The organism is Arthrobacter oryzae (assembly GCF_003634095.1).
Classification (GTDB): domain Bacteria; phylum Actinomycetota; class Actinomycetes; order Actinomycetales; family Micrococcaceae; genus Arthrobacter; species Arthrobacter oryzae.
On record NZ_RBIR01000003.1, the window covers coordinates 152,838 to 165,653 of the forward strand.

The 12,816-nt window shown below is 67.7% G+C and carries 11 protein-coding genes; 6 read left to right on the forward strand and 5 right to left on the reverse strand.

Features of this window, described 5'->3' with window-relative positions:
• Nucleotides 1-157: 157 nt before the first annotated feature.
• The 4 genes from C8D78_RS08350 to C8D78_RS08365 form a co-directional block, all read right to left on the reverse strand.
• A complete protein-coding gene (locus C8D78_RS08350) occupies nt 158-2,488 on the reverse strand; it encodes a glycoside hydrolase family 65 protein (RefSeq protein ID WP_120952246.1) in 2,331 nt (776 codons plus the stop codon).
• A 139-nt stretch (nt 2,489-2,627) separates the two neighbouring features.
• Entirely contained in the window at nt 2,628-3,371 is a 744-nt protein-coding gene (locus C8D78_RS08355; RefSeq protein ID WP_120952249.1) for an HAD family hydrolase, read from the reverse strand.
• 207 nt (nt 3,372-3,578) lie between these two features.
• A complete protein-coding gene (locus C8D78_RS08360) occupies nt 3,579-4,601 on the reverse strand; it encodes a LacI family DNA-binding transcriptional regulator (RefSeq protein WP_244208313.1) in 1,023 nt (340 codons plus the stop codon).
• A 282-nt stretch (nt 4,602-4,883) separates the two neighbouring features.
• The gene (locus C8D78_RS08365; RefSeq protein ID WP_120952255.1) at nt 4,884-5,501 is read right to left on the reverse strand and encodes an alpha/beta hydrolase; all 618 of its coding nucleotides are present in this window, start codon (nt 5,499-5,501) and stop codon (nt 4,884-4,886) included.
• Nucleotides 5,502-5,838: 337 nt separating this feature from the next.
• Here C8D78_RS08365 and C8D78_RS08370 point away from each other — a divergent pair, with 337 nt between their 5' ends.
• The 6 genes from C8D78_RS08370 (at nt 5,839) to C8D78_RS08395 (ending at nt 11,695) form a co-directional block, all read left to right on the forward strand.
• A complete protein-coding gene (locus C8D78_RS08370) occupies nt 5,839-6,102 on the forward strand; it encodes a DUF6458 family protein (RefSeq protein ID WP_120952258.1) in 264 nt (87 codons plus the stop codon).
• A gap of 723 nt (nt 6,103-6,825) precedes the next feature.
• Nucleotides 6,826-7,641 (forward strand): DeoR/GlpR family DNA-binding transcription regulator, encoded by an 816-nt coding sequence (locus tag C8D78_RS08375; RefSeq protein ID WP_120952261.1) that lies wholly within the window; start codon nt 6,826-6,828, stop codon nt 7,639-7,641.
• A complete protein-coding gene (locus C8D78_RS08380; RefSeq protein WP_120952263.1) occupies nt 7,638-8,624 on the forward strand; it encodes a 1-phosphofructokinase family hexose kinase in 987 nt (328 codons plus the stop codon). Before C8D78_RS08375 ends, C8D78_RS08380 begins: the two co-directional genes overlap by 4 nt.
• 2 nt (nt 8,625-8,626) lie before the next feature.
• Nucleotides 8,627-10,696, forward strand: a complete 2,070-nt coding sequence (locus tag C8D78_RS08385) for a PTS fructose transporter subunit IIABC (RefSeq protein WP_120952266.1) — start codon at nt 8,627-8,629, stop codon at nt 10,694-10,696.
• Nucleotides 10,697-10,780: 84 nt separating this feature from the next.
• Nucleotides 10,781-11,062 (forward strand): HPr family phosphocarrier protein, encoded by a 282-nt coding sequence (locus C8D78_RS08390; protein ID WP_018774864.1) that lies wholly within the window; start codon nt 10,781-10,783, stop codon nt 11,060-11,062.
• Between the two features lie 345 nt (nt 11,063-11,407).
• Nucleotides 11,408-11,695, forward strand: a complete 288-nt coding sequence (locus C8D78_RS08395; RefSeq protein WP_120952269.1) for a DUF7218 family protein — start codon at nt 11,408-11,410, stop codon at nt 11,693-11,695.
• A gap of 35 nt (nt 11,696-11,730) precedes the next feature.
• Here C8D78_RS08395 and ku read toward each other — a convergent pair whose 3' ends face one another.
• Entirely contained in the window at nt 11,731-12,765 is a 1,035-nt protein-coding gene (ku, locus tag C8D78_RS08400) for a non-homologous end joining protein Ku (RefSeq protein ID WP_120952272.1), read from the reverse strand.
• Nucleotides 12,766-12,816 lie beyond the last annotated feature (51 nt).

Genomic DNA, 12,816 nt, shown 5'->3' on the forward strand with positions numbered 1-12,816 from the left:
GGCCGCCTTGTCCTGCGGAGCAAGACCGGTCCCCGCTAGACGGCAACCGGCCCCTGCCCCGACCTATTCCCTCCCCCAGACAACGCGGGGTCACCTAGCGCCCATGTCCGGGGGGATTATGGGCGGTAAGTGACCCCGCGCTGCCTTGCGCGGCAGATCAGACGACGGCGCGCACCACCGGGATCGATGCGGTCGGCAGGCCGCTGGGGAAGATGGTGGGCTCGGGAGCCGCGACGGGCGCCAGCGGGACCCGGACGGTGTCTCCGGCGACAGTGAACAGTTCGCCGCGCACGTCGATCTCCAGGGGCGCGCCGTCGCGGACGGTCAGGCTGATCGAGTCCTGGACCAGGCCGATGTGCAAGAGCCGGCCCTGGATCTTCAGGTGGAACTCGAGCCCGTCCCATTCCGCGGGCAGCCGCGGGTCGAAGTACGGCACGGCGCCCTGGTCCCGGAGCCCGGCGAAGCCGCTGACCAGCGAGCTCCACACCCCGCCGGTGGAGGCGATGTGGACGCCGTCGATCGTGTTGCCGTGCGTGTCATCGAGGTCGATGAACAGCGCGTGGGTGAAGTGGTCCAGCGCGGCCTGGCCGTAGCCGACCTCGGCCGCCATGATGCCCTGGACGCAGGCGGACAGGGTGGAGTCGCCGGTGGTGATGGGATCGTAGAAATCGAAGGCGCGGCGCTTTTCCTCGGCCGTGAAGTCCTGCCACTGCAAGAACATGGCCAGCACGGTGTCGGCCTGCTTGAGGACCTGGTGCCGGTAGATCACCAGCGGGTGGAAGTGCAGCAGGAGCGGGTACTTGGACCGGGGCGTGGTCCAGTCCCACGGCTCCAGGGTCATGAAGTCGTTGTCCTGGGAGTGGACCTGGAGGTCCTCGTCGTAGGGCAGCTGCATGCGGTTGGCGGCCTGCTCCCAGAGCTGGCGCTCGGCGTCGCCGATCGCGGCGTGGTCCAGCGCCGCAGCGGCACGGAGGTTAAAACGGGCCATGACGTTGGTGTAGAGGTTGTCGTTGACCACCGCGGTGTATTCGTCCGGGCCCGTGACGCCGTGGATGTGGAAGAGTCCGTCCTTGCCGAAGAAGCCCAGGGACACCCACATCCGCGCGGTTTCGATCAGCAGGTCGGAGCCGAGGGTTTCCCGGAATTCCTGGTCCCCGCTCGCCCAGATGTACCGGTTGGTCGCGAAGGCGATCGCGGCGGCGATGTGGAACTGTGCGGTGCCGGCCGCGTAGTAGGCACTGGCCTCGAGGCCGTTGATGGTGCGCCAGGGGAACAGGGCGCCGTCGACGCTGAGTTCCTTGGCGCGGATCTTCGCCTCGGGCAGGAGATCGTGGCGGAATTCGAGGACCTGGCGTGCGTTGCCCGGGTTGGTGTACGTCAGGTACGGCAGCAGGTACACCTCCTGGTCCCAGAAGTAGTGGCCGTCATAGCCGGAGCCCGAGACGCCCTTGGCCGGGATGCCGGCCACATCGGCGCAGGCCGTGGCCTGGGCGAGCTGGAAGAGGTTCCAGCGGACGCCCTGCTGGAGCTCGGTCTGGCCTGCCACCACGATGTCGCTCGTGGTCCAGTAGGCGCGGTAGTGGGCTTCGCTCTGGGCGAAGATCTCACTGACGGGCTTGAGGCCGGCCTCGGCGTTGTCCGCGAGGTCCTCGGCGCCCTGGCCCACGGCGTAGCTGACGCTCTTTTCCAGGACGAACGGCTGGTCCGCGCTGACAGCGAGCACGTAGCGGACGCTGCTGTCATCCTGGTCCACCAGGGTGTCGAACGGCTGCACCCCGGCCGAGGTCCAGTGGTCCACCGCCATCCCGAGCCGCTGCTTGGATTCGGACGCTTCCCAGGAGAGGCGCAGGGAGCCGTCGCCGCCGTCGAGCCGCAACGGCAGCAGCACGCGCCCGGCGTGGCGTCCGGCGCGGCGGGGATCGTGGGCGGAATGGTCCTCCACCGGCTGGTCTTGGCGGTTGATGACGGAGGACGTGACGTCCGCGGAGATGTCACGGTCCGCCGCCAGCTCCAAGCTGATGCCCAGCGCCCCGCGGGATTCGTAGCCCACGGCGCGGCGTTCGGTGGTGGTCACGGCCGCGCCGGAACGGCACTGCCAGGTGATCCGGCACTCGTAGACGCCGGTGACGAAGTCCACGCTGCGGCGGTAGTCCAGCACGGTGGACTCCTCCAGGCTCAGCTGCTCGCCGTCGATGATGACGGTGAAGTTGTTGGCGTCCGGGACGTAGAGGATCCGCTGCCCGGTCCGGGCGAAGCCGAACGCGTTCTCCGCGTGCTTGATGTCCCAGGTCTCGTGGAAGCCGTTGATGAAGCTGCCGGGCAGTTCGGCGTCAGCGGCGCCCCAGTGCGCGCCGCGGATGCCCAGGTGCCCGTTGCCGAGGCTGAACAGGGTCTCCAGGGTCCCGGCATTGCCGGGAAGGTGGACGGTCTCGACCAGCTGCCAGGGATCGTTGGGAAACCGGGCGCGGTCCGAAGTGATGAGGGCCATGGGTTAGGGATTCTTTCAGCGGGGATGAGCGGTGGGGGTGGCGGTGCTGGAGGGCAGTGCTGGAGGGCGCTGCTGGAGGGCGCTGCTGGCGTCGGGGCTTGGTCAGCGGCCGGGGTGAGCGCCGGAGGCGGGCGCCGGGCTAGAGCAGTTCGGCGAGGTCGTTGACGACTACCGTGGCACCGGCGTCGAGCAGGGTCTGCCGGCCGGCGCCGCGGTCGACGCCGATGACCGAAAGGAAGTTCCCCGCGCTGCCGGCCTGGACGCCGGAGACAGCGTCCTCGACCACGACGCATTCTTCGCTGGGCAGGCCCAGCAGCCGCGCGGCGTATTCGTAGGTGGCCGGGCTGGGCTTGCCGGGCAGCCCCTCGGTGACGGCGACGACGCCGTCGACCACCACCGGGAAGTAGTCGGACAGCCCGGCGGCCTTGAGCACGGCCGGGGAATTGCGGGAGGAGGAGACGACGGCGAGCTTGAGTCCGCGGGCCAGCGCGGCGTCAACAAAGCGGACTGAGCCCTCGTACGGCTGGACTCCGCCGGCCTCGACGATGTCGTTGAAGACCTTGTTCTTGCGGTTGCCGAGCCCGTGGACGGTGTCGTGCGCGGGGTCGTCGTCGGCCGGGCCCTCCGGCAGCACAATGCCGCGGGAGGCCAGGAAGTCCCGGACGCCGTCGAACCGCGGTTTGCCGTCGATGTGGTCGAAGTAGTCGCTCTCCCGGTACGGCGCGGCGTCGGGGACGGAGGCCAGGAAGCCATCGAAGAGTTGCTGCCAGGCGTGCTCGTGCACCACCGCGGTGGGGGTCAGGACGCCGTCGAGGTCAAAAAGGATGGCAGAGGCGCCGGAGAGCGCGCCGGCCAGTCCGGAAGTGTCGGGAACTGCAGTCATGGGTGGAAGTCCTTTCAGAGGACGGTCAGGCAAAACGGTTTTGTTCAAAACGAATTTTTCGGGCGGCCGCTTCACGGCAACTGGTACAGGGCAACGGGTTCCGTGCCGGTTCGGGGCTGGTTCGAGGCCCCGCGCGGCGGCGGCCGCTATTGCTCGGGCGGGGCGTTCCGGCGGCGAACGCCCTCCGGTTCGTCTCGATCATGGGGTTCAGCGGCCACGCGTGCTGTTCCGCTCTACCAGTTTCGTTTCCAGCAGATGGTTCGACGGCGGCCCGGCGAACGGCGGGTTAGGAAGGCCCGAGCGATGAAGTCTGTCAATGAGCAGGGTGGCCGCGAAAGCGCCCTGGTCGGCCACGGGCTGGGCCATTGTGGTCAGACCCAGGAACCAACTCATCTGATGATCGTCTATTCCTATGATGGACACGTTTTCCGGCGCTGACAAACCGGACTCCCGCAATGCCATGAGCGCACCGAAGGCCGTTTCGTCGCAGCCGGCGAAGACCGCGGACGGCATCCGGCCACTTTCGATGAGCTTCACCATGGCCAGCCGACCGCCCTCGATGCTGGAACCGGCATCGATCACGCGGTCCGGATCCACCGTGAGGCCGTGGTCAGCCAGGGCCAGTTCGAAGCCCCGGCGGCGTTCGCTGGCCGTCACGACCGTGGGCGCACCGGTTTCGCTGCCGGCGAGGATGGCTAAGTCCCGGTGGCCCAACTCCAGCAGGTGGGTCGCGGCCGCGCGGGCGGCCTCCGCGTTGTCGATGCCAACGTTGTCCCACGGGACACCGTGCATCCCGACGCTGGCCACGGCCAGGCCCGACTCGGCGAGCGCCGCCATTTCGGTCTCGCCGAGGGCGATGTTGAGCAGCAGCACGCCGTCCACGCGCTGCGCCAGGCCGGCGAGGTCGCCGAAGAGCTTTGGCTGGACGCCGGACCGGTTCCGGAGACTGATCAGGACGGTGTCATAGCCACCGTCGGCAAAGACTTCCTCGGCAGCTTCCACCGCCCGGGCAAAAAACCACGCCGTGGCCGTCGGGGCGATGATGGCCACGGAACCCGTGCTCCCGCCGGCGAGCCGGGACGCCGCCGACGAGGCTTTGTAGCCGAGCTTGGCCGCCGCGTCCCTGGCTCTGCCCCTCGCGTGTTCGGAGACATTGGGCAGCTGCCGAAGAGCGCGGGAGACGGTGCAGATGGAGAGCCCGGAGAGCGCGGCGACGTCCTGGATTCTCACGCGGGGGGTGTTGGCCTGCGGCACGGGCTCAGCCCTTTCTTCCCCCTGAAGTGTTGGGCCCGGTTTTATGGCCGAGGTCGATTGTAAACGCTTACAAATTTGGCATGCAACTGGAGGATCAGGACCCCGGTTCGGCGCCGCGCTGGCTCCTCGCGGGGCCTGGCCGGTGCTGGGCCGGCGCACGCCGGTGCATGGTCGGCGCTGAGCCGGTGCTGGGCCGGTGCATGGTCGGTGCCGGGCCGGCGCACGCCGGTGCATGGAAGTCGTTCGGTCAGCTTCCGGTCAGCGCAGGACGTAGTGGCGCAGGAAAGCACTGACGTCCACCAGTTCGGCCTTTGAAATGGAATGACCCATGCCGGGGTAGGTCCTGGCCGTGAGCGCGGTGTTCCGGTGCAACCACTCCTCCGTGTGCTCGGTGGCGGCGTCGTTAATGACGACGTCGTCCCGGTCCCGGCCCCAGAAGAACGGCGGACGGGAGGTGAAGGATTCGCTCATGGCCAGTAGTTCGTTGTCCAGGACGAAGCCCGAGAGCCCGACGACGGCGCGGAACTGGGCCGGCCGGAGCCGCAGCAGCGTGCTGGCCATGGCCATCCCCTGCGAAAATCCGAGCAGGCTGACACTGCTGTGCCCGGCCTTGACCGACTCGATCCAGCTGAAAACCGCGTTCGTGGAGGCGATGACGTCGGCGAAGTCGTGGGTGAGGAAGTAGTCCAGTAGGAACCAGCCGTAGTGGTCGCCGATCGCTTTGGGGCCTCGCAGGGCTGCGCAACTGAACTCCGGCGGCAGGGAACCGAACAGCTTGGACATGCGGTGCTCGTCGGTGCCGTAGCCGTGCAGCATCACCAGCAGGGGCGTCCCGGCGCGTTCGTGTTCGGGCTTGGACCAGACAACCGTCTCCATCGGCCCAGCCTATCCAGCGGCCGCCTCGTTCTCTGCCACTCCGCGACCGACAAGTGACCCCACATCGACCTGGCCGCACACCTGCGTGGCCGCGACCAGCTTGGCCGCGCACCGGTTTCCGCCACGAAACCGGATTTTCGCCACGAAACTGGATTTCCGCCCCCCGGATCCTCGGTGCGACCGTCCTGAACTGGCGCGACTGTCCGGAAACGACGCGGAAATTTCCCGGCGGGGCGGAATGCGATTCATTGAAACAGCCCGGGCGGCGTTGTAGCGTGACGCTGGACAGCATGCTTAGCATCATCAATTCGTGTCACAGGACACCAAGGAGCAATTAATGAGAATCGGTTCCGCAATCTTCCTCATCGCCATCGGCGCCATCCTGGCCTGGGCAGTCACCCCGGGGCTGATCCCCAATGTCGACCAGACCATGATCGGCTACATCCTCATGGCGGTCGGCGTGATTGGCCTCATCGCCTCCCTCGTCCTAGCCTCCCCGGGACGCGGCCGCACGCGACGGGTCAGCGAAAGCCGCACCGTTGTGGACCCCAACACCGGCGAGACGATCACCCGGAATGAGAGCCGCGACGCGGGCATCTGAGTATCACCCGCGCGCCCTTCACAGCGCGGAATCCAACGACCCGGAAGCCGGGCCGGACCTTCGGGTTTGGCCCGGCTTCCGCCGTTTCGGGCCCGCCCACCGGACGTGCCCCACGCTGCCGGATCCGACCACTGGACATGCCCCTCCCCGCGGAGGAACCGGGGACATAATCCCACCCTGCCCACTCCCCGGCTCCACCAATGGACATGTCCCACGCTGCCAGACCCGACCAATGGACATGCTCCCCTCCGCCGACCCGGCCACTGGACATACTCCTCCTTGGCCCGCCCGCTGGGCATGTTCCTACCGCCGGCCCCGACCATTGGACATGCCCCACGGCGCCAGGTCCGCGCACTGGACATGCCCCGCCCCGCGGAGGAACCGTGGACATAATCCCACCCTGCCCACTCCCCGGCCCCACCAATGGACATGTCCCACGCCGCCGGGCCCGGCCACTGGACATGTCCCCCTCAGCGGCCCCACCAATGGGCATGTCCCGCGCCGCCAGGCCACCGCTTCTGCGTTCATGTTGTTTTTCATTGACAAACCAACAAGAACAAAGATAAAGTCAAACAATTCCACTTCATGTGATGGGAGTCACTGAGGCGGCAGGACGAATCCGCAGGACCGCCGACCCGACAGACGCCCGACAAGCACCGGGGCAAACGCCGGAGCAGCACCAGGACAGACACCGGAACAGACGCAGTACGCAATGGAGGGTAAGTGTTCGCCGAAGAACGCCAGCAGCTGATCGTGGGACTCATCTACGCCAGCGGCCGGGCCAGCGTCACGGACCTGGCCGAGCGCTTCAGCATCACCACCGAGACCGTCCGCCGGGACCTCGCCGCACTGGAAGCCGCCGGCAGCGTCCGGCGGGTGCACGGCGGCGCGGTCTCCCCGGACCGCTTCAGCACCACAGAAGAAAGCATCCTCGAGCGCACCGTCCAGCGGAAGTCCGAGAAGACCCGCATCGCGGAGGCGGCCCTGGCCCTCATCCCGGACGGCCTCACCGGCAGCATCCTGATCGACGCCGGATCCAGCACCGAGGCACTGGCCGAGCTCCTGGCGGCCCGCGCCGGAGCCGGGGCATCGGGGAGCCTGCCGGCATCCGGGGCCGACGCCGAACTCGTCGTCATCACGCACTCCCTGCCCATCGCCTCCAGGCTGTCCGGCGAACCCGGCATCGCCCTGCACCTGCTCGGCGGCAAGGTGCGCGGCCTGACCCAGGCCGCGGTCGGCCAGTCCACGGTGGAGGCCGCCCGCCGGATCCGCCCGGACATCGCCTTCATCGGCACCAATGGCATCCATGCGGCCTTCGGGCTGAGCACACCCGATCCTGAAGAAGCCGCGGTCAAAGCGGCCTTCGTCCAATCAGCGCGCCGCATTGTGGTGCTGGCTGATTCCTCCAAGCTGGACGCGGAGACGCTGGTCCAGTTCGCCTCGTTGAAAGATCTGGACACCTTGATCACAGACACGCAACCCAGCCGGGAACTCGCCACCGCCCTCGCGGAAGCTGGAGTGGAGGTGGTGGTCGCGTGATTGTCACCCTCACCGCCAACCCCAGCCTGGACCGCACCGTAGCCCTACCCGGCCCCCTCCTCCGCGGCGAAGTCCAGCGCGCCGTCTCCGTCCGGCAGGAATCCGGAGGCAAAGGAGTCAATGTCTCCCGTGCCCTCGTGGCCTCGGGGCTCAAGACCGTCGCGGTTCTGCCCGGCGCCGAGGCCGATCCTGTCCTCGCCGGCCTGCGGGACACGGACGTCCCGTTCGCGGCGCTCCCCATCGGCGAGCCGCTGCGCAGCAACGTGGCCCTCACCGAGCCCGGCGGCGTCACCACCAAGATCAACGAACCCGGACCGGCGCTCAGCGAGGAGCAGCAGGAGGCCCTGATCAGCCTGCTGCTGGACCACGCCCGCGGTGCCGCCTGGGTCGTCCTGGCCGGCTCGCTCCCACCCGGAGTTCCGGCCGACTTCTACGCGACCGTCACCCGGCGGCTGCGTTCGAAGTTCGACGGCGAGGCCGCACCACGGGTCGCCGTCGACTCCTCAGGCGAACCCCTCGCCGCAGCGGTCTCCGGCGGCGCCTCGGGCAAGCCGGACCTCTTGAAACCCAACGCCGAGGAACTGGTGGAACTGGCTGCCGCAGCCGGATTCGCCACGAACAAATCCGCCGAGGAGCTCGAAGCGGACCCGGAGGCTGCAGCAGCGGCCGCCTCCGCCGTCGTGCGCTCCGGGGTGGGTGCTGTACTGGCCACCCTCGGCTCCAAGGGTGCCGTTCTTGTGACGGCCGACGGCGCGTGGCTGGCCACGCATCCGCCGGTCACCGCGGTCAGCACTGTCGGCGCCGGCGATTCCTCGCTGGCCGGATACCTGCTCGCCTCCAGCCAGGGCGCCGCCCCGGTTGATTGCCTCCGTCAGGCGGTGGCCCATGGTGCCGCCGCCGCTTCCCTGCCTGGCTCCACTGTCCCGGCAGTCAACCAAACCACCCCTGATGCCGTAACCATCACGGCCCTCCGGAAGGATTGACAGTGACACAGCTCATTACTACCGAACTGGTCGAGCTCGACCAGAATCTGGGCACCACGCCCGAGGACGTGATCCGGCACCTGGCAGGCAGGGTTGCGGCCAACGGACGCGCCACCGAGGTTGAAGGCCTCTTCACCGACGCCTTCGCCCGGGAGTCCAAGACCGCCACAGGCGTTCCAGGCGGGATCGCAATCCCGCACTGCCGCTCGACGGCGGTCACCGAGCCCACCCTGGCGATGGCACGGCTTTCCCAGCCGGTCGATTTCGGCGCCAAGGACGGCCCCGCGGACCTGATCTTCTTCATCGCCGCCCCTGAGGGCGCGGACCAGGAGCACCTGAAGCTGCTGTCGAAGCTGGCCCGGTCCCTGATCAAAAAGGACTTCACGGCCAGCCTGCGCGCCGCGACCTCCCAGGCGGAGATCGTGGAACTCGTCGAAGCCGCACTGGCGGACAAGCCCGCCACCCACGCCGCCGGGGCACCGGTTGCCGCGGCGGCCGCCGCCGCGGCAGCGGCTGACACCGGCGGAGAAGCCGCCGGCGCCGCGAAGCCCAAGGGCCCCAAGCGCCTCGTCGCGGTGACGGCCTGCCCCACCGGCATCGCCCACACCTACATGGCCGCCGACTCCCTTGTTGCCGCGGCCAAGGAAGTCGGCGTGGACCTGCAGGTGGAAACCCAGGGGTCCTCCGGCGCCAAGGCCCTTGACCCCGCCGTGATCGCCGCCGCCGACGCTGTGATCTTCGCCGTGGACGTGGATGTGCGCGGCAAGGAGCGCTTCGCCGGCATGCCGGTAATCAACGCGCCGGTCAAGCGCGGCATCGACGAACCGGACAAGATGGTTGCGGAAGCACTGGCGGCCGCGGACAACCCGAACGCCCGCCGCGTCCCGCACTTCGCTGAGGACCAGGCCGAACACAACGCCGAGGAAAAGGGCGAGCACATCGGCACGAAGCTGAAAAAGGCACTCCTCACCGGTGTCAGCTACATGATCCCGTTCGTCGCCGGCGGCGGCCTGCTGATCGCCCTCGGCTTCCTGATGGGCGGCTACGACATCACCGCCTTCGCGGACAAGATCCTGGCGGAGAACAGCCTGTTCAACCTGCCGACGGTGTACCCGGCGCTGGCCTGGGGCCCGCTGGGCGCCTTCCTGGGTGCCGTGTTCTTCAAGATCGGCGCCCTGTCCCTCGGCTTCCTCGTGCCCGCCCTGGCCGGCTACATCGCCTACGCCATCGCTGACCGGCCGGGCATCGCCCCGGGTTTCGTGTCCGGCGCCGTTGCCGTCTTTATGGGTGCAGGGTTCCTTGGCGGCATCGTAGGCGGCCTGCTCGCCGGCTACGTGGCACATTCGATTGGCAAGCTCCAGGTGCCCCGCTGGCTGCGCGGCCTGATGCCGGTGGTCATTATCCCGCTCGTGGCGTCCATCGTTGCTTCCGGCCTGCTCTTCGCGTTCCTGGGCAGGTACGTCGCGGCGGTCACCGTCGGGCTCAACAACTGGCTGTCCAGCCTCACCGGTGCCAGCGCCATCGCCCTGGGCATTGTCCTCGGCCTGATGATGTGCTTCGACCTCGGCGGCCCCGTGAACAAGGTTGCCTACTCGTTCGCCGTCGCCGGCCTGGGAGCAGCTTCCCTCACCAACCAGGCGCCGTACCAGATCATGGCGGCCGTCATGGCCTCCGGCATGGTCCCGCCGCTGGCCATGGCACTGGCCGCAACCGTACTGAACAGGCGGCTCTTCAGCCTGGCCGAAATTGAAAACGGCAAGGCCGCGTGGCTGCTGGGTGCCTCCTTCATCTCAGAAGGCGCTATTCCCTTCGCCGCCGCGGACCCGCTGCGGGTCATTCCCGCCAGCATGCTCGGCGGTGCGGTGACCGGTGCAATATCGATGGCGGCAGGGGTGGGTTCCAAGGCCCCGCACGGCGGAATCTTCGTCTTCTTCGCGATCGATAACTTCCTGATGTTCGTCGTCGCGATCGCGGCCGGTACGGTCGTGAGTGCGTTCGCCGTGATCGGGCTCAAGCGCTGGGCAGTGAAGAAGCCGGTTGGTACGGTGGAATCGGTTCCCGTAGCCGCCTGAGCCAGTCGTCGCCGACAGTTCCAGACGATTTTTCCAAGCAGATATCCACAGCTGATATTCACAAGCTGACTTCAAGGAGCAGAAATGACCGAACGTAACGCCACCATTGCCAGCCGCGTTGGGCTTCACGCCCGTCCGGCCGCCATCTTCGCCGAGGCTGCGGGCGAGTTCGACAACCTCGAGATCACGATCGCCCGCCTGGGCGAGCCGGAGGACGAGGCCATGGACGCCGCCAGCATCCTGTCGCTGATGAGCCTGGGCGCCTCGCACGGCGAGGTTGTGGTGTTGCGTGCCGAAGGCGAAGGCGCCGACGCCGCCCTGGACCGTCTCGTGCAGATCCTCGAGACGGATCACGACGCCGAATAGCCTCACCCTCCGGCGCCCGCGCATGGAGACCCGGCACTAACCGGGTGCCGGCAGCATCAGAAGGCCCGGCCTGCCCCCGACCAGGGGCCGGCCGGGCCTTCGCGTTGCCGGTCGGCGCCTTATTCAGAAGCAAGGCGGGGTCACTTGCGGCCCATTCCGTTGGGGATCTTGGGCGCTAAGTGACCCCGCGTTGCTCTGGCGGCGGGCCGTCTGGACAACTTCCATAAGTGGCCTTAGCAAATGCTTGTCACCGCCCGGCGGCGCGGCTAGTTTGGAATCCCCGGCGGCACCCTCCGTGGGCCGCCACCCAAGTGGTTCCTGGCCGAAGGAGATGATCGCGCAGCCATGCCAACGAAGAAGGGCGAGCCCCGCGGCTCAGAAAGCCCCAGCATCAAGGACCCCGAGCTCTACGAAAAGCTGCTCGAGGACGGCGCTTCCAAGCAAAAGGCCGCCAGAATATCCAACGCCGCCGCAAAGCGGGGCCGTTCCGCCGTCGGCCGCAAGGGCGGCAGCGCCGGGGACTACGAGGACTGGACGGTACCGCAGCTAAAGGAACGCGCCAAAGAGATCGGCCTCAAAGGGTACTCGGCCAAGAAGAAGAGCGAGCTCATTTCCGCCCTGCGGAACTCCTGATCAGGGTGGGCGACGGCGCCAGCCGGCTTCCGGGCTCAGGCACCCTTCCGGGCAGTCTTCGCGGCCGTCGTCTTGGGAGCCGCCGCGGTCTTGGAAGCCCCTGTCCTGGTGGACGCGGTCTTGGAAGCCCCTGTCCTGGTGGATGTTGTCTTGGTGGACGCGGTCCTGCTGGCTGCGGCCTTGGTAGCTGCGGACTCGGACGCCGTCGTCTTGGCGGCCGCCTTGGGTGCGGCCTTGGGGGCAGGGCCGGAGCCCCTCGCCGGAGTCCCCGCGGCCCCTGCTCCTCCGCCGCGCTTTTTCTCGATGCTGCGCTTGAGGGCTTCCATCAGGTCGATCACTTCGCCCTCGCCCGCCTCGGCAGGGGCGCCGAAGGTCTCCTCGGTATCCAGCGACTCCCCCTTGTCCAGTTTCGCCTCGATCAGCTGGCGCAACTGCTGCTGGTATTCGTCCGTGAACTGGTCCGGCTCAAAGTCGGCGGCCATCGAATCGACCAGAGCGGCAGACATCTCGCGCTCCTGCGCCGAGATCCGGATGGAGGTCTCGAGTGCGGGGAAACTGGCCTCCCGGACTTCGTCGGCCCACAACAGCGACTGCAGCACCAGGACCTCGTCGCGAATCCTCAGCGCGCCGAGCCGGGTCTTGTCACGGAGCGCGAACTGCACAATTGCCACCCGGTCCGTATCCTCCAGGGCGCGCCGCAGCAGCACATAAGCCTTGGGCGACTTGGAATCGGGTTCAAGGTAGTAGCTCTTTTCAAACATCATGGGATCGAGCTGGTCAGCCGGAACGAACTGAACCACCTCGATTTCGTGGCTGTTTTCCGCCGGGATGGACTTGAGTTCCTCCCGGGTCAGGACCACCGTGCGGCCGTCGTCCTCATATGCCTTGTCGATGTCCTCGTAGTCGATGACCTTGCTGCAGACCTCGCACCGGCGCTGGTAGCGGATCCGGCCGCCGTCAGCGTTGTGGACCTGGTGGAGGCTGATGTCGTGGTCCTCGGTGGCGCTGTAGACCTTGACCGGCACGTTGACCAGCCCAAACGCTATTGCGCCTTTCCAGATGGCTCTCATGGATCAAGTGAACATCACAGATGCGCGGAGGTGAAGGGTTTTGCCCAACGG